We start from the raw sequence: 25,852 nt of genomic DNA on the forward strand, positions 1-25,852 counted from the left end.
CAGCAGTCTGTTTGGTATTTAGGCAAGGCAGAGCCTATGTGGTGTTATTCCCCATAAATAGGCGATAACGCAGCATCAATGCCAAACAGGCGCTGCCCGAAGGGTTCTGCCTCGGGCGATTTACTATTTGTTGCCTACATGGATGTAGGTAAGGGGCGTGAGCAGGACGCGGAAGCTTTGCTCGGTTTTTACTTAGCCCACTAGGTTACAAACCTCGCGCCGCGATTAAACCGCCCCTAGTTTGAACAAATTTTAATCCGCAAAGGTCAACAGACCCTAGATAAAAAAAGCGTTACAGTGTAACGCTTTTTTATGTGAGCTAATTTAGCGCATATTAATTAAGGCCAAGTACATCTTTACCTTGTTTGAAGGTTACATCTACAGGGATGTTCGCTTTGCTTAACTTTTCTAAATCTTTAGCTAGTTCCGCTTTAATATCGCCATGAGTTGCAATCAGTTGATCAACTTTTTCGTAATCACCGTCACCTTGCAGGGTTAAAATAAGGCGCGATAATTTAGCCATAGCGTCGCCCATTTTATCCATGTTGATGCTATACAAGCCGTCTTCATTTTTAGAGAAGGCACCTTCTTGAGCAAAAAAGTTAAAGCGGATCATGTTTGCTTTACCATGTGCACTTGATGCACCGAAACGCACAGAGCGGAAAATACCCGCCATAAAGGTGGTGTAGTAATCTTCTAACGTCCCTTCAGTGATTTCCCCTTTTTTAAGTAACTGTTCAACCATGTACAGACCAAGAATATCTGCTTTACCTTCTTCCAAGGCGCTAGCATGCTCTTGTAGAGATTGGCGAACGGTACCTTTGCCGGTAATAGTATTTTTAATACCTAAACCGTGAGCTACTTCATGGAACATAGTGTTAGCAAAAAATGCATCAAAGGTAATGTGTTTACGTTGCTCTGGCACAATTAACTGCTCTGCGATAGGGACTAAAATTTTATCAAATTTCGCTCGCATTGCATTTTTAAGCTGTAAGCGACGTGTGCCTTTTTCTAGCTGAACTTGCTCATCATTTGGTAAGTTAATTGCAATGGTTTTACTGCCGGCATTTGAGTGCCCAGCATAATAAACAACATCGTAGGCATTTAAGTCAGCATCTGAGCCTGGTACTTCTTGCTTGTACTTGCTATCAACAGGTAAGCCTTTTTGCAGCTCAGGTAAAAAGGCAGCAAATTTAGCCAGGCGTTCGCTCCATTTTAAATCTTTAATTAGTACATACGATTCATAGGCAGCACGATAACCAAATAATTGGTCTTCGTAGTTTTCAATTGGGCCAATAACAACATCGATAGGATTATTTTTCATATCCATCCAAGCAAAGTCAGAGGCTTGGAAATCATCGCTTTGTATTGCGTCAGCTCGTAAGTTTAGGTAGTTGGCAAATTCTTTGTCGTCAGCTAATTTGCTAGCGTCTCTAAGTAACTTAGCTGCTTGGGCAAGTTCTACGGCATATTCTTCTGAATAAGGCGTGCTGTATAAATTACCTAGTTCATCGCGTTTAATAAGTGAGTAAAGCCCTGTTTTATCTTTTACATCAGCGTTATTAAGCTCTTCTTTGGTGATGTCGGCCGGATAAAAACCTGCCCCAAGCGGCTTTTCTTTATAGCCAGATAAAAATACTTCATCGCCATTTAAGCGATCCCATGGGCCGTAGTTAATATCAGCAAACTGACGTACTTTTTCATCATCTAATTGTGCTAAAAAGCTTTGTTTATCTTCACCAAATGCTTGTTTCCAAAATAAATCGTCCATAATTTTTGAAGCATCAATAAGCTTGGCAACCATGGCTTTTTGGTTCTCAGATAAGTGTGACAAATCGCTTTGTAAGCTAAAGTCTGTGTATATGTCTAAGCGTTGACGGTCAATATTAACGAGTGTTGGCCCTGAAGGCGCTTGAGAAGCCGTTGGCGCTGAGCTTTGCGGCGTATTGTTTGAAGACGGTGCTTGCTCAGAACAGGCACTAAGAAAAACGATGCCAGAGAGCAGTATTGCTTGGCTAATTTTATTTAAGATCATTATATTGCCTTTAAAAAGTCTATTTTATAACTTGTATACTGTAAGTTAAGGTACTGAATGAGTATTAGTGTGCCTTAGCATGCTTGCATTAAAGCAAAACATACTAGCAAATAGCAAGTATTAGACGTTAGAGTGCACTATTGAAGGGCCGCTGGTAAATAATCAATAATTATCTACAATTTTTTCTACTTTGGGTATATGTTTAATACTACTAAGCTTTGAAATAATTAATAATATAAGACTTGCTGTAAAGTGTAGGTCATTAAGCAAAGGAATATTTTATGTCTACAGAAAATGCCTTACTCACTATTTTAGTTGACAGAATTAACAACGACACACTGGTGTTGCCTACGTTACCTGAGGTAGCGATTAAGGTTCGCCAAGCCGCAGATAACCCCGATGTTAATTTGATGCAAATGTCAGATGTGATAGCACATGATCCTGCATTGTCGGCGCGGATGATCAAAGTCGCAAATAGTGCAATTATGGGCCGAGCTGTAAAGGTGTCTAACTTGCACCAAGCCGTAACACGTATTGGGCTTAGGCAAATAAAAAATATTGCCACAGCCATGGCGATGGAGCAGTTATTTGTATCTAACAACGAGTTAATAAAAGGCTACATGGGAAAGGCGTGGCATAAAACGCTGCATGTGGCCTCGCACTCTATTTCATTAATGGAGTTTTACTTAAAAAGAAATACCCATACATCGCTAAATCGCGATGCCATTACATTAGCTTCATTAGTTTATAATATTGGGGTGTTACCCATTTTAACTGAAGCAGAGCGTCACCCTGAAGTGTTTGCAAGCCCCAGCTTTTTAGCCCATGCGATTCAACGTTTAAGTGGTAAAATTGGTGGTTCAATCATGAAAGCATGGGAATTTCCTGATGTGTTTGTTGAGGTCGCGCAGCACTGGGCAGATGTGAATCATCGTACTGCTGAGGTGAGTTATATCGACTTTATTCGTGTTGGTGCAATCCTTGAGGGAACCTTACAAGTATCTGATAAGTCAGCAGCGCTGCAAACGTATATTGATAAAGGCATATTTCCTTCATTAGAAATGTTAGAGAGTGAAGAGTATTTGCATATGGTTGAAGACGTAAAAGAAATGTTTAGTTAATACCAATTTTATTAAAAACATGATTATTCTAGCGTATTAAATAATCCGCTACCTGCGTTAAAAATTATTTATATAGAACAACTATGTATCATAATTTTTGCCTTGTTATCGACTTATTTCTTTGTCGCTATAATAGATCACTAATTTAATGCAATTGGTATAACTTGTTTTTGAACAATAAAAAGCACGATTAATATCGTGCTTTTATTTTTAATACTATTTAATAAAGCTTTTACGCTAAATCGTCAGCATCACCTAAGCCCTGTGTAAGCTCTTCTAGCAATTGCTTAATTTCTTCAGATGCAAGAATAAAATCAGCATCTAGTTTAACCGCCATATCTTCTTTAGGAATATCGGCATTTTCTTCTTTAAGTGTTTCTGAATAGCTTAAACGTTTAATTGAGCCATCGTTTTGTAGCATAAATTTAACGCGCTCTTGCCAATCAAGGGCAAGCTTAGTAACGCGCTTACCACTTTCAAGGTGCGACTTCACTTCGTCACACGATAGGTCATGGCCTTTGAGTTTTACCTGAGCACCACTGTCATCAGCTTCTTCAAGTTCAGCGTCTGATCCAATTGCAAAGCCTTCTGGAGTACTAAAGTTAGTAAGCCAGTCAGTTAAAAATACGTCTAAATCATAATTAGCAAACGCAGGAACAACGGGTAATGTCCCTAATGATTTACGTAATAGAGCAAGTAGTTCCTCTGCTTTATTAAAGCTTGCACTATTAACTACCACCCACCCATTTTCTTGGTCTATAAAAGCAAACTGCAAGCTCGATTTTTTAAATGCTTGTGGCAATAAGGTGTGTAAGATGTTTTCTTTTAGTTCATCTTTTTCTTTTTTCTTTACTGGGCGATTTTCTTCGGCTTCAATCTGATCAACTTTTTCTGCTACCAGCTCATTTATTACCGAGGCTGGTAATACTTTTTCTTCACGTTTAGCGCACACTAAAATACTTTTTTGTGAGAAATGAGAAAGAGTTTCACCATGTTTACCAAATGCTTTTGTCCAACCAAATGTTGCCAACTCTTGGCCAGTACAAGGACGAAATAGATCTTGCTCTAATGCCTTATCAAAGTCTTCTTGTGTGTATGAAACGTCTTGTTTAAAGCGATAGCATATAAGGTTACTAAACCACATAGGGGAATGATCCATTTAAAAAATTTGTGCAATCATAGCAATAAAAGCCGCTTCTAGAAACGGCTGATTTAGCTTAATCGAGTTTAAAAAGTGGCAGGGGAGATGACATGTTTTTAGGGAACGAAATACGGTAGTGTAACCCTTGCCCAGGCTCACTACTTACTTCAATTTTACCATTGAGCGTTTGTTTTACTAAATTAAAAATAATATGGGCACCTAAGCCGCTGCCACCCTCATCACGCTTGGTGGTAAAAAATGGGTCAAATAAACGCTTTAGTTGAGCCGGTTTTAAACCTAAACCGTTATCTTGATAATTAATGATGAGGTCGTTTTCATCAGTATTTACATCTATGGTGATTTGGCCGCTGTTTATATTTTCAAAACCATGCACTAATGAGTTCATAATTAGGTTCGTAAATATTTGACTAATGACTCCCGCAGGTAAGTTAATAATTAAATCATCTGGGCAATGTAGACGAATGCTGTGAGATGTTTTTTTAATTTGTGGGTGCAAAGAGCGTATAACTTCGTTGATGTAGTCTTTAAAATTAATTGTTCTTAGAGCTTCACTGGCCTGATCTACCGCAATTTGTTTAAAGCTGGTTATTAAATCTGAGGCACGTTCTAAGTTGTGAGAGAGTAGTTGAGCACTTTGCGCTGCATCATTAATAAAGCCTTCTAAAGCCGCAGACGATAATGATTTATTTTTATACGCAGTTTCTATTTCGGTTAATCGCTCTTGTAAAAAAGAGGTGGCAGTAACGCCAATACCAATAGGGGTATTAATTTCATGAGTGATCCCCGCCACTAAGCCGCCTAATACCGCCATTTTTTCTGAGCCAACCAGTTGCTCTTGCGCAAAGCTTAATTCATCGAGCGAGCTTTGCAGCTGAGTTTGCTTGCTTAACAGTTCTTGTTCGGTTTGCTTTCGTAAATCGACTTCTTCTGTTAATACTGCTTTTTGTCGCTCTAGTTCATATTTTTGTTGCTGCAGATCGATCATTGCTTGGCTTAAATTTGATGTTTTACGCGCAACATCCTGTTCAAGTTGTAAGTTTTGTTGGTCCAGTTTTTGATTGCTTTCAATTAGGTCATGCTGAGTTTGTTTTAACTCTTTTTTATACTCAACAACCTTCGAAATCAGATTGTTAAAAGAGCGTTCCATTACTTTAAGCTCGTTATTTTCATCGGTGACTATTTTAACCTGTTGACCATCAAGCTCTTCTAACTCAAGGTATTCAATTTGCTCGGTTAATTGAGTAAGGGGCTCGGTGAGTAACTTTCTAAATGCAATTAAAAATAAGATGATTAAAAAGGTTGTTTTAATCATGGCATTACCAATCAAAAAGTAGATAGAGAGCATAATGCGACTAAAAATTACATCGCGACTAGAAAATAAAGTAACATCGCCTACTTGCGTTGCTCGTCCTGAAAACTCAAAAATAAGTGGGAATGTATAGCCAAATAAACCGGCTTTGGTGTCCTCTACCATGACATCTTCTTGCACAAGTTGCTGGCTGTAAAGATTGTGAATATTTAGCGCGCGGCCTAATTGAGAAATAATAGCGCCATTATCGTCACGAATAATAACCCCCTCAACCATAGGTATATCGAGTAATCCTTCGGCGGTTGTGGTGGTTTGCTTTATATTTAGCTCCCAAATTGCTCGGGTTAAACTTCTACCAAAGGTCTTTTGTAATGTGCCAAGTTCATCGCGTATGTAATCTTTAGTATTGACGTACTCTGCGAAAATTTGCCCGCAGGTCACCACAAAGGTCAGTATAAAATAAACTGATAAAACCCGAGTGAGTAACTTTGTTGAAAGACTTTTTTGCGGCATGGGAGGCTTATATTTCCTTAAATTATTCAACTGTTAATGTACGCTTATAAACATTAGTTAATAAATGATTAAAAATAAACATATATTTTATAATATTGCTATTTAGCGTTGTTAAATAAGCAATCATTCTGTTCTATATGCATTGGGTTTCTATTTGAGTACCGTTTGTTTGGATAGGCTGTTTTTTACTTGGAAATAGTTAATTTACTAATTTGTATTGTGCAATTAAGCATTTTATTGATAACGTTTATAAAAGTTACAATAAATAATCTGCTCGTTGCTAATTTGGTTATAATTTTGACTGTTGCGGATTGGGCAACCAACTAATTTTACAGTGGGTTTAGGTGTTTTGTATGAGTTTAATTAATGAGTCATTATGATGCGTTTTTCTATTTTAGTCTGTGATGATTCCACCGTTGCTCGCAAACAGGTAATGCGCTGTTTAAAAGAATGTATTGATGCCGATATTCAGCAAGCAACTAACGGTAAAGAGGCATTGGAGCAATTGCGTCAAAGGCATTTCGATCTCCTGTGTCTTGATTTAACCATGCCTGAAGTTGATGGTATTGAAGTACTTGAGCAAATCAAAATTTCTAAAATAGAGTCTTATGTATTAGTGATCTCTGCTGATATCCAACAAAAAATGCAAGCACGTGTCGCGCAACTAGGCGCAATCGATTTTATTCATAAGCCAATTAATAAAACGCAACTGAGTACAGTTTTGCATAAGTTTGGCATTTATTAATAAATTTCATGATGAAAAAGACTGTTTTATCTGCTAATTTAGGGTTGACAGAATAGCCTTTGTTAAGGCAGTCTTAAGCTTATGAAAACATTTAGTCTTGTAACGACCATTATTATTACAACCACCATTCTTACTGGATAGTGGCATAGGTCGGTGCAACAAATTTAAAGGCCTGTGTTCACTTAGAACACAGGCCTTTTTTCGTTTTATGGAATGAGGAAACATAAAAAATGCGCGTATTAAAATTTGGCGGCTCATCGCTCGCTGATTTTGCCTGTTTAGAGCAAGTTGCTGCACTCGCTAAGGCACAATTAAAAGATGAAATGTTGCTGGTACTGTCAGCCCCAGGAGGCATGACTGACTCGTTAGTTAATTTAGCTAGTACTGCAGAGCAGGGGCATGACTTTAGCGAACAATGGCATTCACTGACTAGCCGATGCAACATGCTCAAAGCAGCGGTAGAGGAAAAGCAAGGAGCAGTTCAAAACTGGCCTGACTTTAACGAACTTAAAAATAAGCTTGATGGTATTGCACTGATAAAGTGCTGCCCTGATAAGGTCAGAGCATTCATTATTAGCTTTGGTGAGCGTGTTAGCGTATCGCTAATGCAAAGTCTATTAGCCGATCATAACGCGCATTATTTACAAGCAACAGATTGTATTGTTTCAACCGGCGGATACATAGACGCAGAAGCGGATTTAGTGGCCAGTAAAGCACGTTTTCAAGCCGTGTTAAAAGAATCCCCTGCGACGGTTTATATTATGCCGGGCTTTACCGCAAGTAATGATGAAGGGGAGCTCACAACGCTTGGTCGTAATGGGTCTGACTACTCGGCGGCGATTGCTGCGGCGTGTTTAGAGGCGCAAGTGTGTCAAATTTGGACTGACGTTGATGGTGTATACAGCGCCGATCCGCGTTATATCAAAAAAGCCACTAAGGTTGATTTCCTGTCTTATAAAGAAGCGATGGAACTTTCTTATTTTGGCGCTAAAGTATTGCACCCTAAAACTATCCTACCGTGTGCAAAAGCAGGGGTGCCATGCGAAATTAAAAACACTCATAACCCAGATGCGCAAGGCTCACTAATTAGTAACGATACGGTATCTGATGAACCAGTAAAAGCACTCTCAAGCCTACAAAATTTAGCTATGCTGACCGTTTCAGGCCCAGGCATGAAAGGTAAAGTGGGCATGGCATCGAAAGTATTTAATGCATTGGCGCATGATAACGTGTCAATTGTACTCATTACCCAGTCATCATGTGAATTTAGCATTAGCTTTTGTGTACATGAAAGCGATTTAAATCTAGCGTTAAGTGCGTTGCAAGTAGCCTTTGATTTAGAGTCAAAAGCGGGGCTCATTGAGCCGGTAAATGTGCAACGTAATTTAGCAATAGTAACGTTAGTCGGTGATAACATGCGTGCCCACAAGGGTTTAGCGGCTAAGTTTTTTGCATCGCTTGCACAAGCGCAAGTAAACATTGTTGCCATAGCGCAAGATTCAACAGAAAGTGCTATTTCAGCCGTTATTGACGGTGAATTATGTAATGACGCGGTTAAAATTTGCCATGAAAACTTCTTTACTCATGTGCCTTCAATTGATGTGTTTTTATTGGGCTGTGGCTTAGTCGGCCAAGAGCTAATTAACCAACTTGAGCGTCAACAAGCATGGCTTGAAAAGCGTAATATTAAATTAAACCTATATGGTGTTGCCAACTCTCGTCAATTACACCTTGATGGTGAGGGGATTGCGTTTGATGATTGGCAGCAAAAACTGGCGCAGTCAGAGCAAGCGTTTGATTTAAAATTGGTCGAGCAGTTTGTTAAGCAAAATCATTTAGTTAATCCAGTGCTAGTTGACTGTACTTCATCAGATGCCTTGGCTGCACAATATGTAGATTTTTTAAATGCAGGTTTTCATGTCGTGGCTGCCAATAAAAAAGCCACCACGAGCTCATATACGTATTACCAAGATTTAATTGCAGCAACACATAAAAATAATCGTAAGTTTTTATACGAAACTAACGTAGGTGCAGGTTTACCTGTAATCGATAATTTGCAATCGTTGTTTGGTGCAGGTGATGAGTTACTTGAGTTTAGTGGTATTTTATCAGGTTCGCTTTCATACATGTTTGGTGCACTAGAAGATGGTTTATCACTTTCTGAAGCAACAATTAAAGCCAAAGAAAGCGGGTTTACAGAGCCCGATCCGCGCGATGACTTATCGGGAACTGACGTAGCACGTAAATTACTGATCATTGCACGCGAAGCCGGTATGAAATTAGAGCTTAGCGATATTGAAGTGGAGTCGGTTTTACCGCCAGGTTTTGCCCAAGGTGACAATGTTGAGCAGTTTATGGCGAAATTACCTAGCTTAGATGCTGGTTTTAACGACCGTGTTCAAAGTGCAGCAAGTGAAGGTAAAGTACTTCGCTATGTAGGCACAATTAAAAATGGTCACTGTAAGGTCGGAATCGAAGCGGTAGATTCATCACATGCATTGAATGTTATTCGTGATGGTGAAAATGCGCTGGCTATTTTAAGCCAATACTACCAACCGCGTCCGTTTGTAATTCGTGGTTATGGGGCTGGCTCTGCAGTAACGGCTGCGGGTGTATTTGCAGACATATTAAAAACATTATCTCGCTAGGAGTCAGTCATGATTGAAGTATATGCTCCGGCGTCTATTGGTAATTTTGCCGTTGGCTTTGATGCGCTGGGCGCCGCACTTGCGCCCATTGATGGCGGTTTATTGGGTGATGTGGCGGTTGTTAGTGCCGCATCGAGTGATGAATTTATTTGTACAGGCGACTATGCACATAAGCTACCTAGTGATGCGCAAGAAAATTTAGCGTATCAGTGTTTAGTGCACTTTAGAGCGCATGTTGCGCCTGATATGCCTGCGGTAAAGCTCGAACTTAGGAAAAATTTGCCGATTGGTTCGGGATTAGGCTCAAGTGCTTGCTCTGTGGTGGCGACATTTGCAGCACTGGATAAATTTGCCAAAACTAATTTAAGCCAAGTAGAGCTCATTGAGCTTATGGCAGATTTTGAAGCCGTTGTAAGTGGGGGGCGCCATTACGATAACATCACACCGTGTTATTTAGGTGGCTTACAGTTAACCGGTGATTTAATTCCTGATAAATCTATTGCTTTACCTATTGATGAAAGCTGGTATTACGTTGCCGCATTTCCGGGTTTTTCGCTCAATACTGCAAAGGCACGCTCTGTTTTACCAAAAGAGCTCAGCATGCATGCGGGGGTTGAATTTGCTCAGCGTTTATCGGCGTTTAGTAGCTTACTGTTAACAGGGCGTTTTGATGATGCATTAAGCATTATGAAAGACGAAATAGCAGAGCCATACCGTGCGCCACTTATAAGCGGCTTTAGTGATGCCAAAGCAAGCTTACCAGCACTGGGTGCTGAAGTTGTGAGTATTTCAGGCGCAGGGCCGACCTTGTTTAGTGTATGTAAAACACTTGAAGCGGCAGAGCAATGCGCGCAGTGGCTAGAGGAAAATTACATCAACGAGCAAGGCTTTTGCCATATTTGTAAATTAGATAACGACGGCACGCGTCAATTAAATGTTTTATAGGATAAAGAGTCATGCAATTACATAATTTAAAAGAATATTCACAAAAAGTGTCGTTTGTTGAAGCTGTAAAAACAGGACTAGGGCGTAATCAAGGTGTGTTTTTTCCAGAGTCGTTAGCGCCATTAAGTGATGTTGATGCATTACTAGATATGGACTTTGTTACTCGCAGCGGCAAAATTTTATCGCACCTTATTGGTGACGAGCTACCAAGTGATACTGTTGCCCAGATGGTTAAGAATGCGTTTAACTTTCCGGTTAAGCTGGTGGAAGTTGAAGATAATACCTATTGCTTAGAGTTATTTCACGGCCCAACACTGGCATTTAAAGATTTTGGTGGCCGTTTTATGGCCGAGTGCTTGGCGCAATTTAATCAAGGTGAAAAAGTCACTATTTTAACTGCAACATCGGGTGATACCGGGGCTGCCGTAGCGCATGCTTTTTATAACAAACCAAATATTGATGTCGTTATTTTATACCCTAAAGGTAAAATTTCATTAGCGCAGCAAAAGTTATTTACAACGCTTGGTGACAACATTCACTGTTATGCGATTGAGGGTAGTTTTGATGATTGCCAAGAGTTGGTTAAAAAATCATTTTTAGATGAAGAGCTAAAATCGAAGTTAGGTTTAAACTCAGCAAATTCAATTAACATTAGCCGTTTAGTCGCGCAGGTATGTTATTACTTTGAAGCCATTGCACAGCTGCCAAAAGAAAAGCGTGCTACAGCGCATATTTCAGTACCGAGTGGTAACTTTGGTAATGTGTGTGCGGCTATGATTGGCGCGGTTATTGGTATGCCTGTAGGTAAACTAAGCGCGACTACAAACCAAAACGACACAGTACCGCGCTTTATGCTTGATAAAAATTGGACGCCTAATGCGACAATTGAATCGCTTTCAAATGCAATGGATGTGAGTAAACCTAATAACTGGCCACGTGTGCAATCAATGTTAGATAATAACTGGTTTAGTTATGATAACTTTTATTCGGTGAGTGTTGATGAACAGCAAACACAAACAGTGATGAAAAAAATTCAACAGCTTGGCTATATTGCAGAGCCTCACACCGCAATTGCTTACCAAGGTCTTGTAGAAAATAAGGCGGCAGATGCTGTGGGGGTTTTTTTAGCGACTGCGCATCCGGCCAAATTTAAAGACAGCGTTGAGGATATCCTTAATGTTGAATTAGATATGCCAAAGCCGTTAGCTGATGCATTAGCAAAACCGTGTTTAGCCACTGATATGCACAACGATTATGCTGTTTTGCGTACAGAATTGTTTAAAAAGCTTGCCTAAAAAAGGCCGATAATAAAAGCGGCTTAGGCCGCTTTTTTTGTTTGTTTATGCATCGCTTTAGACATAACGCATAAGCTATATAAATGTAGTAAATAAAATTCATTTAAAATTGTTATTAGTTTATAAAAAAATATCATCATCAAAATGCTGTGAAATAGTTTCAATCCCTGTTTAAATATCCTCAACTTAAGAGCGTAGGCAAAACGTCGTTTTAAGCGTACAATAAAGCCTCTAAAAAATACCCATACACGTTGCCCAGGAGACCCCAATGTTAGAACGTAGCATGAATATTTCGGACTTTGATCCAGAGTTATTTGACGCGATGAGCAAAGAAACATCACGTCAGGAAGAGCATATTGAGTTAATTGCATCTGAAAACTACTGTAGCCCACGCGTACTTGAAGCGCAGGGTTCTCAGCTGACTAACAAATACGCTGAAGGTTACCCGGGCAAACGTTACTACGGTGGCTGTGAGCACGTAGACGTGGTTGAGCAACTTGCTATTGACCGCGCAAATGAATTATTTGGTACAGATTACGCAAACGTACAGCCTCATGCCGGTTCACAAGCGAATGCTGCTGTTTTCCAAGCTCTTTTAAGCCCACTTGATACTGTATTAGGCATGAGCCTAGCGCACGGTGGTCATTTAACGCACGGCTCACACGTTAACTTCTCTGGTAAAACATACAACGCAATTCAGTATGGCCTTAACGAAGAAACTGGCGAAATTGATTACGCACAAGTTGAAGCGTTAGCACTTGAGCACAAACCAAAAATGATTATTGCGGGTTTCTCTGCTTATTCAGGTATTGTTGACTGGGCTAAGTTCCGTGAAATTGCAGACAAAGTAGGTGCATACTTATTTGTTGATATGGCGCACGTTGCAGGTTTAATTGCTGCGGGTGTTTACCCAAGCCCGGTGCCATTTGCTCACGTTGTAACAACCACAACACACAAAACATTAGCGGGTCCTCGCGGTGGTTTAATCATTTCTGCGTGTGGCGATGAAGAAATTTACAAAAAGCTAAACAGCGCTGTTTTCCCAGGTGGCCAAGGTGGTCCTTTATGTCATGTTATTGCTGCTAAAGCGGTCGCATTTAAAGAAGCACTTCAACCTGAGTTTAAAACATACCAAGCACAAGTTGTTAAAAATGCACAAGCAATGGTTGCCGTATTACAAGAGCGCGGCTACAAAGTAGTATCGGGTAAAACTGACAACCACTTATTCTTACTTGATTTAATCGATAAAGATATCACAGGTAAAGATGCAGATGCTGCCCTAGGTAATGCGAATATCACGGTTAACAAAAACTCAGTACCGAACGATCCACGTTCACCATTTGTTACTTCTGGTTTGCGTATTGGTTCACCAGCAATCACTCGTCGTGGCTTTAAAGAAGCAGAGTCAAAAGAGTTAGCGGGCTGGATCTGTGACGTACTAGACAACATCGAAGATGAGTCAGTACAAGCGCAAGTAAAAGAAAAAGTGAAAGCAATTTGTGCAAAATTACCTGTTTACGCTTAATCCAAGAGTAAAATAGTAATTTAGATCACAACTGCACACATTTTTGTTATGATAATGGCCGCTATAATAGCGGCCATTTTTTGTTTTTAAAACGGAAACACACAGTTATGCATTGCCCATTTTGCACCGCCAAAGATACTAAAGTTATTGATTCTCGCCTTGTCGGCGGGGGACACCAAGTACGTAGACGTCGTGAATGTAATGAGTGCCACGAACGATTTACCACCTTTGAAGGGGCTGAATTAGTGATGCCACGGGTCATCAAGCAAGATGGCAGCCGCGAACCGTTTAATGAAGATAAGTTACTAAATGGCTTAACTCGCGCCCTCGAAAAACGCCCCGTAAGCACTGAGCAAGTTGACGAAGTGGTTAATATTATTAAGTCGCAGCTGCGAGCCACTGGCGAACGCGAAGTGTCTAGCCATTTGGTGGGTGAGTGCATTATGGAAGCGCTTAAAAAGTTAGATAAAGTGGCCTATGTAAGATTTGCCTCTGTATATCGCTCGTTTGAAGATATACGCGAATTTGGTGAAGAAATAGCCCGCTTAGGGGAATAGTAATGACCAAGCAAAGTTCGTTTTCAGAGGATGATAAACGCTACATGGCTCGCGCTATTGAACTGGCAAAAAAAGGGCGCTTTACGACAACCCCTAATCCTAATGTTGGCTGCGTACTCGTAAAAAACAATAAAGTAATAGGTGAAGGGTTTCATCAGTTAGCGGGCCAAGGTCATGCAGAGGTAAACGCACTGGCTATGGCTGGCGAAAATGCCAAAGGCGCAACCGCTTATGTAACCCTAGAGCCTTGCAGTCATTATGGTCGAACACCGCCTTGTGCTGAAGGGCTAAAAGTAGCCGGTGTTAAAAAAGTGATTGCCGCAATGGTTGACAGCAACCCGCAAGTTGCAGGCAAAGGTCTGAAAATTTTAGCGGATGCTGGTATAGAAGTTGCTCACGGATTACTTGAAGCGCAAGCTCGCGCATTAAACCTTGGGTTTTTTAAGCGCATGGAGCAGGGGTTACCCTTTGTGACTTGCAAAATGGCCGCCAGTATTGATGGTAAAACGGCGCTTAAAAACGGCCAAAGTAAATGGATAACAGGCCCCGCTGCGCGCCAAGATGTGCAACTATACCGAGCACAAAACTGTGCAATTTTAACCGGTGCCGATACGGTATTAATGGATGATGCAAAATTAAATGTGCGCCCAGAAGAGTTACCGTATTCTTTACCAACTGATTTACCACTGCGCCAACCGGTTCGCGTTGTTATTGACTCACAAAATAGACTTACCCCTGATCTTGCCTTATTTTCAATTCAAAGTGAGGTGATAATATTTACCACCAAGGTTGATAAATCGCATCAGTGGCCTCATTTTGTTAAACAGATTGAAGTACCTGAAAATAATAATAAAGTAGATTTACTGGCCGTGTTAAACACGCTAGCCCAATTGCAGTTTAATAATGTGTGGCTAGAGGCCGGAGCAACACTGGCTGGCAAAATGACAGAACTTGATTTAATTGATGAGTTTGTTTTTTACATTGCTCCTAAATTAATGGGCAGCGATGCTAAAAGTTTACTAAATTTCCCAGAGTTAATGAGTATGCAAAATACCATTAATTTAACTTTTAATGAGTGTGTGCCAATCGGTGATGATTTACGTATCACAGCACTAAAAAAAGCTCATTAATCATTTTATATAAAGAGTAGCACTATGTTTACTGGAATAGTTGAAGCGACAGGTAAAATTGCGTTATTACAAAAAAAACAAGGTGATTTAGCTATTCGTATCCAAAGTAAAAACCTTGATATGAGTGATGTTAAGTTAGGTGACAGTATTGCAACTAATGGTGTCTGCCTGACGGTTGTTGATAAGCATATTGACGGCTTTAGTGCTGACTTATCAAATGAAACGATTAGCTTAACAGGGTTTGCACATTACGCATTAGGGCAAACCGTTAATCTAGAAAAGGCGATGCAACCTGTTTCGCGCCTCGGTGGTCATTTAGTGTCTGGCCATGTAGATGGTATTGCCACTATCACAGCAATTAATGCCAATGCGCGAGCAACAGAATATTGGTTAGCCACCGATGAAAATTTAATGAAATACATTCCTTACAAAGGGTCGGTTTGTATTGATGGTATTAGCCTGACGGTTAATGCTGTTGAAGGTAATAAATTTAAACTGACGATTGTGCCCCACACCAGCGGGCAAACGACCATAGCTGATTTTCAAGTCGGTACCAAAGTGAATTTAGAGGTCGACCAAATAGCACGTTATTTAGAGCGCCTAGTTAGAGGGGCTGAGCAGCCTAAGGGTTCAGATATTTCGATGAGCTTACTCGCTAAAGCGGGCTTTATAAAATAACGACATTGACAACTTATACGAGCAACTTATGAATTTAAACAGCGCACAAGAAATAATTGATGACATTAAAGCCGGTAAAATGGTTATTTTAATGGATGATGAAGACAGAGAAAATGAAGGCGATTTAATTATTGCTGCTGAACACATTAGTGCAGAAGCCATTAACTTTATGGCGACTCATGGCCGTGGACTAATTTGTTTAACTATGACTCAAGAGCGTTGCTCGCAGCTTGATTTACCATTAATGGTAAAAAATAATGGTGCCGCATTCTCAACTAATTTCACTATGTCGATTGAAGCATCAAAAGGGGTTACCACAGGTATTTCTGCAGCGGATCGTGCTCGTACTGTTCAAGCTGCCATTGCTAAAGGCGCAGTACCAAGTGATATTGTACAGCCTGGGCATATTTTCCCTATTATGGCGCAACCTGGCGGCGTATTAACGCGCGCAGGGCACACTGAAGCTGGCTGTGATTTAGCGCGTTTAGCGGGGCTTGAGCCGTCATCAGTGATTGTAGAAATTCTAAATGAAGATGGCACCATGGCGCGCCGCCCTGATTTAGAAGTATTTGCTAAGCAACATGATATTAAAATTGGCACCATTGCTGATTTAATCGAATACCGTAACTTAAATGAAACCACTATTGAGCAAGTTGCAAAATGTAAATTGCCAACTGAGCATGGCGAATTTGACTTAGTAACTTACAAAGACACCATTGACGGGCAGCTGCACTATGCATTGCTTAAAGGTGAAATAAAACAACAAGAACCAACGTTAGTGCGAGTGCACTTACAAAGTACCTTTAACGATATTTTACTCTCTGATCGTAATGCTGATCGTAGTTGGGGATTATCGCAAGCAATGGCGTATATAGCTGAGCATAATGGCGCTTTAGTCATCTTAGGTAAGCAAGAAAGCACTGAAGAGTTAGAAGCCACAGTAAAAGCATTTGCCGCAGCTGATGCGGGTGAAAATGTGACGCCACGTAAATTTCAAGGTACTTCGCGCACCGTAGGTGTGGGTTCGCAAATTCTGGCTGATTTAGGTATTCAAAAAATGCGTTTGATGAGTTTACCTAAAAAATACCATGCATTATCAGGGTTCCATTTAGAAGTGGTTGACTACGTAGAGCCACAATAATTACGCGCTAGGTTATTATTTTATTTATGTGGTATAATGCGCATCAATTTTTGCGCAACCGAAATCGCTTAAACTTATTTTTAGGGTTATCAAATGAAAATTATTGAAGGTAATAAATACGCTCCAGGCAAAAAGTTTGCCATTGTCATTTCTCGTTTTAATGACTTTATTGGTAGTAGCTTGCTTGCAGGTGCTGTTGATGAGCTAAAACGTACTGGTGGAGTATCAGAAGACGATATTACCGTGATTTACGTACCCGGTGCGGTTGAATTACCTTTAGCAGCGAAACGCGTTGCAGCAAAAAAAGAATATGATGCAATTATCGCCTTAGGTGTAGTGATCAGAGGGGGCACGCCTCACTTTGATCTCGTCGCTGGCGAGTCAAATAAAGGGCTTGCACAAGTATCGCTTGAGTATGATATCCCGGTTGCATTTGGCGTATTAACCACTGAAAGCATTGAGCAAGCAATTGAGCGCGCAGGTACCAAAATGGGTAACAAAGGCGGCGAAGCTGCTTTAGGTGCGCTTGAAATGGTTAATGTGTTAGATAAAATTTAAGTTTAAGGAATTTTTGTGAAACCAGCAGCAAGACGTAAAGCACGTATCTTAGCACTTCAAGCCGTGTATTCATGGCAATTAAGCGGCAATGCAATTGCCGATATCGAACAACAAATGTTGATCGAAAACGATGTGACTAAAATTGATGTTGAATATTTTAAAGATTTAGCGCGTGGAGTTGCCGTAAATCATAAGCAACTAGACGAAGCTGTATCGCCTCATTTAACTCGTCCATTTGATGAATTAGACGAAGTTGAACGTGCAATCTTACGTTTAAGCAGCTACGAGCTTAAATTTCGTGAAGATGTTCCTTACAAAGTGGCTATCAATGAAAGCATTGAATTAGCGAAAATGTTTGGCGCTGAAGATAGCCATAAATTTGTAAACGGTGTACTTGATAAAGCTGTAAAACAGTTACGCAAGTCATAACAACTTAAGCTGCATATTAATTTCAGTGAGTTGTTATAAATAACCGTTAAAAAGGAGAGCCGGCATAGGTCGGCTTTTTTGTGTATGAAGGAATTTGAATTAATTAATCACTACTTTAAAGGTCGCGGTATCACTCGTCGCGATGTTAATTTAGGGATTGGAGACGACTGTGCGCTTGTCACAGTACCAGCAAACTGTCAGCTTGCTGTAACAACAGATACCTTAGTTGCTGGGGTGCATTTTTTTCATGATATCTCTCCTCGCGCATTAGGGCATCGAGCTCTGGCAGTAAATTTAAGTGATTTAGCTGCCATGGGTGCAGAGCCTACATGGGTATCGGTTGCACTCACGTTGCCAAGTATCGATCCACAATGGATTGCAGAGCTGACTGACGGCATGCATGAAATTGCTGAGTACTTTAATGTACAAATTATTGGTGGCGATACGACTCAAGGCCCACTCAGTATTACTATTTGTGCAAAAGGCACGGTTCCTGAAGGTAAAGCACTGCGTCGAAGTGGCGCAAAAGTGGGCGACTGGATTTTTGTAACCGGACCGCTAGGTGATGCTGGTTTGGCAATTGAGTCAAAAAAACAAGGTTTGCCAGTTGCACCTGAACATTTAAAGCATATTAATAAATGTTTAAACTTTCCAACGCCACGCGTGGCCGCCGGACAAGCTTTGCGTGGCTTAGCGTCATCAGCTATTGATATTTCAGACGGTTTACTTGCTGATTTAGGTCACATTTTGGATTTGTCACAGGTCAGTGCAACAATCAATATTGAAAATGTACCTACTTCTGATGCGATGCAAGCGAGTCTTGATTTTGAGCAACAGCTTCCTTTTATACTCAACTATGGCGATGACTATGAACTACTTTACACTGTCCCAGACAGTAATAAGAGTATGCTCGATATTAAGTTGCGCCAATACGGTGTAGAAGCAACCTGTATCGGCCAAATCAAAAGTGGTGACGGGAATATAGAATTATTACACCAAGGTGAAAAGTTTGTTTTTGAGCACAAAGGCTTTGAGCACTTTTCCAAGGAGCAGGTTTGAATAAAAACCGATTATTTAATTTAAAACGCCCACATCAATTTTTTGGTTTGGGTTTTGGTACAGGGCTTGCGCCTAAAGCCCCTGGTACATTTGGTACTTTAGCGGCGTTACCATTTATTTTTATTACCATGCATTTTCCGTTATGGTTACAAATTGTATTTGCGGTGGTGATCAGTATATTTGGTATTTGGGCATGTGGAAAAACAGCTGATGACCTTCAAGTTCATGATCATCCAGCTATTGTTTGGGATGAAGTCGCTGGTTACTATATAACGATGATTGGTGCAGCACTGAATTGGCAAACATTATTAGTGGGCTTTTTACTATTTCGCTTTTTTGATATAGCAAAGCCAGGGCCGATTCGTATACTTGATAAACGTGCTCATGGTGGGTTTGGTATTATGGCCGATGATGTACTTGCAGGTATTTTTTCGCTTATTTGTTTGCAAGCATTGATAAAAGTAGGTTTACTACCCTTTTAATTTATTATTTGTTTAACTAGGTGGCAGCACTATGATGCGATTTTTATTGGTTTGTGTACTCTTGATGTGTGCCATGCCAAGTACGGCTTCAATTACTGATTACGTAGTTAAACAATGGAACATTAAAGACGGACTTCCCTCACAATCCCTCAAAAGTGTGGTGCAAGATAACCAAGGCTACATGTGGCTTGGTACGCAATTCGGATTAAGCCGATTTGATGGTAACACTTTTACTAATTACAACACTCAAAATAGTCTGTTTTTACCCAGCAATGGCATCAATAAATTACTGATTGATGGCCAAGGACTATTATGGATAGGCACGAAAAACGGCCTCGTTGTTATAGACCCAGAAAAGCTAACCGCACAAGAGTTTAATATTAAAGGCCCTGTTAGAGATATTCTTGAAGACTCTAAAGGCAGTATTTGGATAGCAGCTAATGGGCTTTATTACATAGACAGAGGCCAGATAGAGCTGCGCGACCAGCTAAACAATCCGAGCCCTATCGTAAATGCCACTGCGATCACCCAAATAGTAGGGTCAGTCAGTAAAATGGCGCTCTCACCAGAGGGAATTTGGCTGGTTAACGATCGTAATTTATTGCGCTTGACGCAAAGCGCGTCTGATTTTTCTAAATTGCGCTTAGAGCTTACCGCTAAAGTGGCCTTGCCTGATCGTTTAGCACAAACAATTGTTCACGACTTATCCTTTTTAAATGGCAATTTATATCTTGCTTCTGAGCTAGGCGCTTACTTTTTAGATTTAGATGATGAGCTACGCCCATTTCCGCTGCCTAACGCTAACAACTCAGCCGTTTATAAGTTTATGAGTGATGGCAATGGTGGCTTGTGGGTATCGACTTATGGGCGCTTATTGTTCAGAGGGAAGTCGGATGATTGGCAATGGGTTGAGCCCAGTCAATTAGATCAAAGTATTTGGTTTGCCGATATATTTAGAGATGATGAAAATAATATATGGTTAGCGAGTTTTAGTGAGGGACTTTGGCTTGCTCACGAAGGGCGAATAGAGCGCCATTCAGCCATTTCTAAAATGACCGAAGCGGTTATGGCCATTAGTAAATCACCAGATGGTAAGTTATGGATTGCCAACAAAAGCGGCGTAGGCTATTTCGATGCCGATAAAACGTTTATCAATGTCATCAACAGTGCCAAGTATGGTAATGCCTCAGTACATGACTTACAGTTTGACGGCAATCGTCTTTATGTTGCCACTGGTAGAGGTTTGTTTTTCTACGAGTCGAATACCTTATATAGTTTCCCTGCCCGTGCGCTAAGTGATAATCCTGTATTTGCTATTAGTACGTCGACTAAAGGCGGCTTTTGGGTGGGCACTGGGCGAGGCTTATATCGTTTAAATTACAACGGGTTAAACCCTTTTGCGTACAATGCTTTTTTAGGCAGTAAGTTTGTAACCTATGTTTTAGATAAACCAAATTTTGGGGTGATTGGTACCAGTAAAGGGGCGTATTACTTTACTGAACGCGGGATAGAAAAAATAGGCGACCAAACCACTTTGGAAAGTGCGTACGTTACTAGCATTTTACACATTAAAGGCGTGGGGATTTTAATTGGCTCGCTTAACGATGGTTTGTTTTATCGCAGTGGACAAGGGCAGTGGCAGCAATTAGATGCCGCCAATGGGCTGCCATATGGTTCTATATTTAGTCTTGAGTACGATGATACTACAAAACGCATTTGGGTAAGCACCATGAAAGGGGTTTATCGCATGCCAGTTGAGCAATTCAAAGCCAACATTGAAAGCCTAAAAGTGGAGGAAGTGATCTCTTCATTTGATCGACAGCTCGATGGTAAAGCAAGTCAATGCTGTAATGGTTTAGGCCATGATGCGGTGGTTGATATGGATAATTCAATTTGGTATCCCAGCTTGCAAGGCGTTGTAGAAATTCCTAAAGACGTAGAATTATTTGGGCTGCGTTCACTTAAACCAACTATAGAAACTTTAACCACGCCATCACGAAAACTTGCTGCGGCTGCGTTAGGTAAAAAGCCAGTACTTAAAACTGACGAGCGTGATGTAACGCTTACCTATACCGCTATCGATTATTATGCACCTGCAAGTATAGAGTTTAGGTATAAACTCAATGGACTTGATAATGATTGGCGCTATGCAAATACCCGCCGAGAAGCAATTTACACTAACTTACCAGCAGGTATGTTTTTATTTGAATTAGAGACAAAACGTCAAGGTGAAGATTGGGGCAAAGCGCAATCGGCCGAATACGCTTTTGTGGTGCCTGAACGATTTGGTGAAACTATATATTTTAGATTACTGATCACCAGTGGTTTTGTGTTGCTCTTTTATTTGGTGTTTTGGGTATTTAAAGTTCAAGAGCGACGTAAGCAGCAGGTTCTTGAGGGGCTTATTACTGAGCGAACCCTTGAGCTTCGCCAAGCAAACGATAAATTAAACCAAGTAAACTCTCAGCTTAAACTTGTTAGTCACTCTGATGAGCTAACAGGGCTGAGAAGTCGCCGTTTTTTGTTTGATCAACTACCAAAAGATATTGAGCATTTTCAGCGTAACTCGCAGTCATTGCAGGCTCAAGGTAAATCGTTGGTGTTGTTAATTATTAATTTAGATAACTTTAGCCGCATTAACGATGCCTATGGTCCTATTGCTGGAGATAGCTGTTTACAACAAGTAGCGGCATTACTTAACTCGCGTACTCAAGGTTCTGATTATGTTGCCCGTTGGAGTGGTGATGAGTTCTTACTGTTATTGCGCGATTTTAAATGTAATTTAATCGACAGCTATGTATCTGAATTATGCCAAGCAATTGCAGATTATTCGTTTCAGCTTCCTAACGGTGAAACAACCAATATAACAGCGTCAGTCGGGTGGTCGTTCTATCCGTTACCTCTCTTAGGTGGGCAAGTTATTAGCTGGGAAACATCAATTAATCTAGCTGACATAGCATTACATCAAGTTAAAAAACGCGGCGGCGATGGCGTCGCTAATATTACCTTTGACGAGCAATTAGATGCATTTGAGTTTGAGCAAAACCCCAATGTTGAACAGCAAATTGGTTTGTTACAAAGCAATGGTCTAGCCGATATTAAGGTATGGATGCGCTAGAGGTTATAGATGAGCAATAAAAAAGGAGCCAATGGCTCCTTTTTTATTAAACACGATAAGTGTTAGCTCATAAATGATTTAATTGAAGTTAAAATACCGCGTTCACCTAACCCCATTTCATCGTGCATTTGCTGTTGTGTGCCATGTTTAATGAATTCATCAGGAATACCTAAGTTAAGCACTTTTACATCGGCTTTAATGCTCGTTAAATATTCATTAACTGCAGAGCCTGCACCGCCCGCAATCGCGTTATCTTCAAGGGTTACAATAATATCGTGATCATTAATCAGCTCATTAATTAATGCCGTATCAAGTGGCTTAATAAATCGCATGTTTACTAGAGTGGCATTGAGCTCATCAGTGGCAAGTTGTGCGTTTTCAAGCAAGGTACCAAATGACAATATAGCCACTTTAGTACCTTTTTTAATTACATTCGCTTTACCCATTTCAAGTTGTTGCATAGTGCTTTGAATGTCTGCTGAGCCTGCACTACCACGCGGGTAACGAACAGCAACAGGACAATTAGCTTGATAGCCTGTATAAAGCATATGACGGCATTCGTTAGTATCACTTGGGGCCATAATGACCATATTAGGTATACAGCGCATAAAGCTTAAGTCGTAGGCGCCTTGATGGGTTTCACCATCGGCTCCAACAATACCGGCGCGGTCTATAGCAAATAATACCGGTAGGTTTTGCAGTGCAACGTCGTGAATTAGTTGATCGTACGCGCGTTGTAAAAAGCTAGAATAGATAGCCACAACGGGCTTTAAGCCCTCACAAGCAAAACCTGCAGCAAGAGTAACAGCGTGTTGTTCTGCTATTGCTACGTCAAAGTATTGTTCTGGATACTCTTTAGAAAAACGTACCATGCCTGAACCTTCACGCATAGCTGGCGTGATTGCCATGAGCTTACTGTCTTGCTCGGCCATGTCACAAAGCCAATCACCAAACACATTTGAGAAAGTCGCCGCACCTGGCTTAGATTTTGGTAAGCTTGATGTCGCAGGATCAAATTTTGGTACGCCATGATAACCAATCGGATCGGCTTCGGCAGGCTTGTAACCTTTGCCTTTCTGGGTTTTTATATGTAAAAGCTGTGGGCCTTTTAAGTTACGCATATTGCGCAGCGTATCAACCAACATATTCACATCATGTCCATCAATTGGGCCAATGTAATTTAGACCTAATTCTTCAAAAAAAGTACCCGGGATCATCATCCCTTTAATGTGTTCTTCCATACGGCTGGCAAGCTCTTTTACCGGCGGTACACCAGAGAGCAGCTTTTTACTGCCTTCGCGGATGTTGGTATAAAAGCTACCTGATAAAATACGCGCAAAATGATTGGTTAAGGCACCGACATTTTCAGATATCGACATTTCGTTATCGTTCAAAATGATCAGCATGTCTGATTTAACATCGCCAAGGTGGTTCATTGCTTCAAAGGCCATACCAGCAGTAATTGCGCCATCGCCTATTACCGCGACTGTTTTACGCCCTTTGCCTTCTTTTTGTGCAGCAATAGACATACCTAACGCCGCAGAAATTGACGTACTTGAATGGCCAACACTAAAGGTGTCGTATTCACTTTCATCTCTAAAAGGGAAAGGATGCAATCCGTCTTTTTGGCGAATGGTATGCATTTGATCACGACGGCCAGTCAGTATTTTATGCGGATAAGCTTGATGACCCACATCCCAGACCAAGCGGTCATCGGGTGTGTTGTATACATAATGTAGTGCAACGGTAAGTTCTACGGTTCCTAAACCAGACGCTAAATGGCCGCTACTTTGCGATACCGAATTGAGTAAATAGTCACGCAATTCATGGCTAAATGCAGGAAGCTTATCTTGTGCTAAGTCTCGCAAGTGGGCTGGTTCGTTCACCAAATCAAGTAATGGATACTTGCTGCTATCAAGTGTCATGGTTTTTTATATATCCTTCGCTAATATTAACCCTCCTCAAAACAAACGAGGTTTAAAAGGCGACTTAATATTCAGTAATAATTTTATACTAAGAGTTAATACGTTTTAGCTGTATTTAATGGTCACGTTCAATTAAATAGTTAGCCAATGCCGCTAAATCTGTTGTGTCTGCGTCAATGTTAGCTAATGCCTCATGGGCTTGTTGTATTAAATTTTGTGCTTTTTGCTTAGCGCCTAGCATACCTAATAAAGCGGGGTATGTCGCTTTATTCGCTGCAATATCTGACCCTTGTGGCTTGCCTAAAGTAAGCGTATCGCCCTCAACATCTAAAATATCGTCATGAACTTGAAATGCAAGCCCTATAGCGTATCCAAAAGTTGATAAGTTATCTAAAGTTTGTTGGCTTGTATTAGGAGCGCACAGTGCGCCAAGAGTGATCGCACAATTTATTAGCGCACCGGTTTTAAGTTTATGAATGCGTTCTAACTCATCAACAGTAATAACCTTATCGGTTGCTGCAATATCGCGGCCTTGTCCGGCAACCATACCTTGTAATCCCGATGCATGCGCTAGTGCTGCGATCATTTTTAATTGTGCTTCAGTCGAACATTTAAATGTGTGCTTAGCAATAAGTTCAAATGCTAAAGTTTGCAGTGCATCTCCAGCTAAAATCGCTTGTGCTTCACCGTATACAATATGACATGTAGGGCGACCACGGCGTAAATCATCATCATCCATAGCAGGTAAGTCGTCATGCACTAATGAATAACTATGAATACATTCAATGGCTGCGGCAAGTACATCTAAATCACGCTTGTCAGCACCGAGTATTTTACCTGTGGTGTACACTAAAAACGGGCGCAGTCTTTTACCACCATTCATTACACTGTAATGTGTGGCTTCTTTTATAGTATTGTCGCTTTCAAGAGGTTGTTCAAAATAAAGGTTGAGCGTATTAGCTACATCATCTTGAGCGAGTTTTATTTGTTCTTTTATGCTCACGATTATTCCATATCGTTATCAAACTGAGTAAGCGGTGCTTTTTCGTCATTACCCATTAATATCGACACCTTTTGCTCAGCTTGTTGAAGTTTGCCTGAAGATGCGCTCGCAAGTGCAATACCGCGCTCAAATTGCTTTAAAGACTGTTCAAGCGATAAATCACCTTGTTCCATTTCACTGACAATTGTTGTTAACTCTTCTAGTGCTTGTTCGAAACTTAAATTTTCAGGTTTTTTAGTCGCCATCTTTATTTTCAACTTACATAATAAATTTAGACGCCAATTTTAGGGGGAATGCTAAACTAGGTCAAAGAATGATATTGTTTTTTGATAGATAAATGCTGTTGATTGGGTTTTATTGCGTTTCAACGTTATTTTTTAAAATTATTAATTTTGATTAATTAGATTGATTACCTATGTTGATCTAAAATATAACTAATCTTAATTTTACCGTTTATCATAAAAATCACTTAAG

General features: G+C 40.5%; 21 protein-coding genes. 15 read left to right on the plus strand and 6 right to left on the minus strand.

Going from position 1 to position 25,852, the window contains the following annotated elements:
- Positions 1-334 precede the first annotated feature (334 nt).
- Entirely contained in the window at positions 335-2,035 is a 1,701-nt protein-coding gene (locus tag AAGD16_RS03555; RefSeq protein WP_013464222.1) for a hypothetical protein, read from the minus strand.
- A 281-nt stretch (positions 2,036-2,316) separates the two neighbouring features.
- Here AAGD16_RS03555 and AAGD16_RS03560 point away from each other — a divergent pair, with 281 nt between their 5' ends.
- The gene (locus AAGD16_RS03560; protein ID WP_013464223.1) at positions 2,317-3,156 is read left to right on the plus strand and encodes an HDOD domain-containing protein; all 840 of its coding nucleotides are present in this window, start codon (positions 2,317-2,319) and stop codon (positions 3,154-3,156) included.
- A 232-nt stretch (positions 3,157-3,388) separates the two neighbouring features.
- On the opposite strand, the gene rdgC is transcribed toward AAGD16_RS03560, so the two are convergent.
- Both rdgC and AAGD16_RS03570 read right to left on the minus strand, forming a co-directional pair.
- Positions 3,389-4,300: a recombination-associated protein RdgC gene (gene rdgC / locus AAGD16_RS03565; protein ID WP_008111993.1), complete on the minus strand. Its 912-nt coding sequence runs from the start codon at positions 4,298-4,300 to the stop codon at positions 3,389-3,391.
- Between the two features lie 73 nt (positions 4,301-4,373).
- Complete coding sequence (locus AAGD16_RS03570; RefSeq protein WP_013464224.1) at positions 4,374-6,140, minus strand: ATP-binding protein; 1,767 nt, start codon at positions 6,138-6,140, stop codon at positions 4,374-4,376.
- 376 nt (positions 6,141-6,516) lie between these two features.
- On the opposite strand from AAGD16_RS03570, the gene AAGD16_RS03575 reads away from it, so the two are divergent.
- From AAGD16_RS03575 to AAGD16_RS03640, 14 genes are all read left to right on the plus strand, one after another.
- The gene (locus tag AAGD16_RS03575) at positions 6,517-6,885 is read left to right on the plus strand and encodes a response regulator (RefSeq protein ID WP_024601555.1); all 369 of its coding nucleotides are present in this window, start codon (positions 6,517-6,519) and stop codon (positions 6,883-6,885) included.
- Between the two features lie 230 nt (positions 6,886-7,115).
- On the plus strand, positions 7,116-9,533 hold the full coding sequence (thrA, locus tag AAGD16_RS03580; protein ID WP_058154253.1) for a bifunctional aspartate kinase/homoserine dehydrogenase I: 2,418 nt from the start codon (positions 7,116-7,118) through the stop codon (positions 9,531-9,533).
- 9 nt (positions 9,534-9,542) lie between these two features.
- Positions 9,543-10,478: a homoserine kinase gene (gene thrB / locus AAGD16_RS03585; RefSeq protein ID WP_058154254.1), complete on the plus strand. Its 936-nt coding sequence runs from the start codon at positions 9,543-9,545 to the stop codon at positions 10,476-10,478.
- Between the two features lie 11 nt (positions 10,479-10,489).
- Positions 10,490-11,773, plus strand: a complete 1,284-nt coding sequence (gene thrC / locus AAGD16_RS03590) for a threonine synthase (RefSeq protein ID WP_058154255.1) — start codon at positions 10,490-10,492, stop codon at positions 11,771-11,773.
- Positions 11,774-12,041: 268 nt separating this feature from the next.
- Positions 12,042-13,298, plus strand: a complete 1,257-nt coding sequence (gene glyA / locus AAGD16_RS03595; protein WP_013464229.1) for a serine hydroxymethyltransferase — start codon at positions 12,042-12,044, stop codon at positions 13,296-13,298.
- A 107-nt stretch (positions 13,299-13,405) separates the two neighbouring features.
- Complete coding sequence (gene nrdR, locus AAGD16_RS03600) at positions 13,406-13,855, plus strand: transcriptional regulator NrdR (protein WP_010390928.1); 450 nt, start codon at positions 13,406-13,408, stop codon at positions 13,853-13,855.
- Between the two features lie 2 nt (positions 13,856-13,857).
- The gene (gene ribD / locus AAGD16_RS03605) at positions 13,858-14,985 is read left to right on the plus strand and encodes a bifunctional diaminohydroxyphosphoribosylaminopyrimidine deaminase/5-amino-6-(5-phosphoribosylamino)uracil reductase RibD (protein ID WP_290172936.1); all 1,128 of its coding nucleotides are present in this window, start codon (positions 13,858-13,860) and stop codon (positions 14,983-14,985) included.
- Positions 14,986-15,009: 24 nt separating this feature from the next.
- Complete coding sequence (locus tag AAGD16_RS03610) at positions 15,010-15,663, plus strand: riboflavin synthase (protein WP_377113697.1); 654 nt, start codon at positions 15,010-15,012, stop codon at positions 15,661-15,663.
- Positions 15,664-15,691: 28 nt separating this feature from the next.
- On the plus strand, positions 15,692-16,804 hold the full coding sequence (gene ribBA / locus AAGD16_RS03615) for a bifunctional 3,4-dihydroxy-2-butanone-4-phosphate synthase/GTP cyclohydrolase II (protein WP_013464232.1): 1,113 nt from the start codon (positions 15,692-15,694) through the stop codon (positions 16,802-16,804).
- A 93-nt stretch (positions 16,805-16,897) separates the two neighbouring features.
- A complete protein-coding gene (gene ribE, locus AAGD16_RS03620; RefSeq protein WP_008110216.1) occupies positions 16,898-17,362 on the plus strand; it encodes a 6,7-dimethyl-8-ribityllumazine synthase in 465 nt (154 codons plus the stop codon).
- Between the two features lie 15 nt (positions 17,363-17,377).
- On the plus strand, positions 17,378-17,791 hold the full coding sequence (nusB, locus tag AAGD16_RS03625; protein WP_008110215.1) for a transcription antitermination factor NusB: 414 nt from the start codon (positions 17,378-17,380) through the stop codon (positions 17,789-17,791).
- A gap of 84 nt (positions 17,792-17,875) precedes the next feature.
- Positions 17,876-18,850: a thiamine-phosphate kinase gene (thiL, locus tag AAGD16_RS03630; RefSeq protein WP_008110214.1), complete on the plus strand. Its 975-nt coding sequence runs from the start codon at positions 17,876-17,878 to the stop codon at positions 18,848-18,850.
- Entirely contained in the window at positions 18,847-19,332 is a 486-nt protein-coding gene (locus tag AAGD16_RS03635) for a phosphatidylglycerophosphatase A (protein ID WP_008110211.1), read from the plus strand. The genes thiL and AAGD16_RS03635 overlap by 4 nt, the downstream gene beginning before the upstream one ends.
- A 31-nt stretch (positions 19,333-19,363) precedes the next feature.
- Entirely contained in the window at positions 19,364-22,450 is a 3,087-nt protein-coding gene (locus AAGD16_RS03640; protein ID WP_024600857.1) for a ligand-binding sensor domain-containing diguanylate cyclase, read from the plus strand.
- A gap of 62 nt (positions 22,451-22,512) precedes the next feature.
- On the opposite strand, the gene dxs is transcribed toward AAGD16_RS03640, so the two are convergent.
- From dxs to xseB, 3 genes are all read right to left on the minus strand, one after another.
- Positions 22,513-24,375 carry a 1-deoxy-D-xylulose-5-phosphate synthase gene (dxs, locus tag AAGD16_RS03645; RefSeq protein WP_096038201.1) on the minus strand — a complete coding sequence of 621 codons (1,863 nt, stop codon included), beginning with the start codon at positions 24,373-24,375 and terminating at the stop codon, positions 22,513-22,515.
- Between the two features lie 115 nt (positions 24,376-24,490).
- Complete coding sequence (ispA, locus tag AAGD16_RS03650; protein WP_013464235.1) at positions 24,491-25,378, minus strand: (2E,6E)-farnesyl diphosphate synthase; 888 nt, start codon at positions 25,376-25,378, stop codon at positions 24,491-24,493.
- Between the two features lie 2 nt (positions 25,379-25,380).
- Positions 25,381-25,623, minus strand: a complete 243-nt coding sequence (xseB, locus tag AAGD16_RS03655; protein WP_008110204.1) for an exodeoxyribonuclease VII small subunit — start codon at positions 25,621-25,623, stop codon at positions 25,381-25,383.
- Positions 25,624-25,852: the final 229 nt, after the last annotated feature.

Origin of the sequence: Pseudoalteromonas sp. M58 (genome assembly GCF_042604605.1) — a bacterium.
Taxonomy (GTDB): Bacteria; Pseudomonadota; Gammaproteobacteria; order Enterobacterales; family Alteromonadaceae; genus Pseudoalteromonas; species Pseudoalteromonas tetraodonis.

Excerpts from the sequence above, each read along its gene's own strand:
- AAGD16_RS03640 (WP_024600857.1), top strand. The coding sequence starts at position 19,364 with ATGATGCGATTTTTATTGGTTTGTGTACTCTTGATGTGTGCCATGCCA.
- AAGD16_RS03570 (WP_013464224.1), bottom strand. The coding sequence starts at position 6,140 with ATGCCGCAAAAAAGTCTTTCAACAAAGTTACTCACTCGGGTTTTATCA.
- xseB (WP_008110204.1), bottom strand. The coding sequence starts at position 25,623 with ATGGCGACTAAAAAACCTGAAAATTTAAGTTTCGAACAAGCACTAGAA.
- AAGD16_RS03610 (WP_377113697.1), top strand. The coding sequence starts at position 15,010 with ATGTTTACTGGAATAGTTGAAGCGACAGGTAAAATTGCGTTATTACAA.
- nrdR (WP_010390928.1), top strand. The coding sequence starts at position 13,406 with ATGCATTGCCCATTTTGCACCGCCAAAGATACTAAAGTTATTGATTCT.
- rdgC (WP_008111993.1), bottom strand. The coding sequence starts at position 4,300 with ATGTGGTTTAGTAACCTTATATGCTATCGCTTTAAACAAGACGTTTCA.
- ribE (WP_008110216.1), top strand. The coding sequence starts at position 16,898 with ATGAAAATTATTGAAGGTAATAAATACGCTCCAGGCAAAAAGTTTGCC.
- thrA (WP_058154253.1), top strand. The coding sequence starts at position 7,116 with ATGCGCGTATTAAAATTTGGCGGCTCATCGCTCGCTGATTTTGCCTGT.
- thrB (WP_058154254.1), top strand. The coding sequence starts at position 9,543 with ATGATTGAAGTATATGCTCCGGCGTCTATTGGTAATTTTGCCGTTGGC.
- glyA (WP_013464229.1), top strand. The coding sequence starts at position 12,042 with ATGTTAGAACGTAGCATGAATATTTCGGACTTTGATCCAGAGTTATTT.
- dxs (WP_096038201.1), bottom strand. The coding sequence starts at position 24,375 with ATGACACTTGATAGCAGCAAGTATCCATTACTTGATTTGGTGAACGAA.
- thrC (WP_058154255.1), top strand. The coding sequence starts at position 10,490 with ATGCAATTACATAATTTAAAAGAATATTCACAAAAAGTGTCGTTTGTT.
- AAGD16_RS03560 (WP_013464223.1), top strand. The coding sequence starts at position 2,317 with ATGTCTACAGAAAATGCCTTACTCACTATTTTAGTTGACAGAATTAAC.
- AAGD16_RS03575 (WP_024601555.1), top strand. The coding sequence starts at position 6,517 with ATGATGCGTTTTTCTATTTTAGTCTGTGATGATTCCACCGTTGCTCGC.
- ribD (WP_290172936.1), top strand. The coding sequence starts at position 13,858 with ATGACCAAGCAAAGTTCGTTTTCAGAGGATGATAAACGCTACATGGCT.
- AAGD16_RS03555 (WP_013464222.1), bottom strand. The coding sequence starts at position 2,035 with ATGATCTTAAATAAAATTAGCCAAGCAATACTGCTCTCTGGCATCGTT.
- thiL (WP_008110214.1), top strand. The coding sequence starts at position 17,876 with ATGAAGGAATTTGAATTAATTAATCACTACTTTAAAGGTCGCGGTATC.
- ribBA (WP_013464232.1), top strand. The coding sequence starts at position 15,692 with ATGAATTTAAACAGCGCACAAGAAATAATTGATGACATTAAAGCCGGT.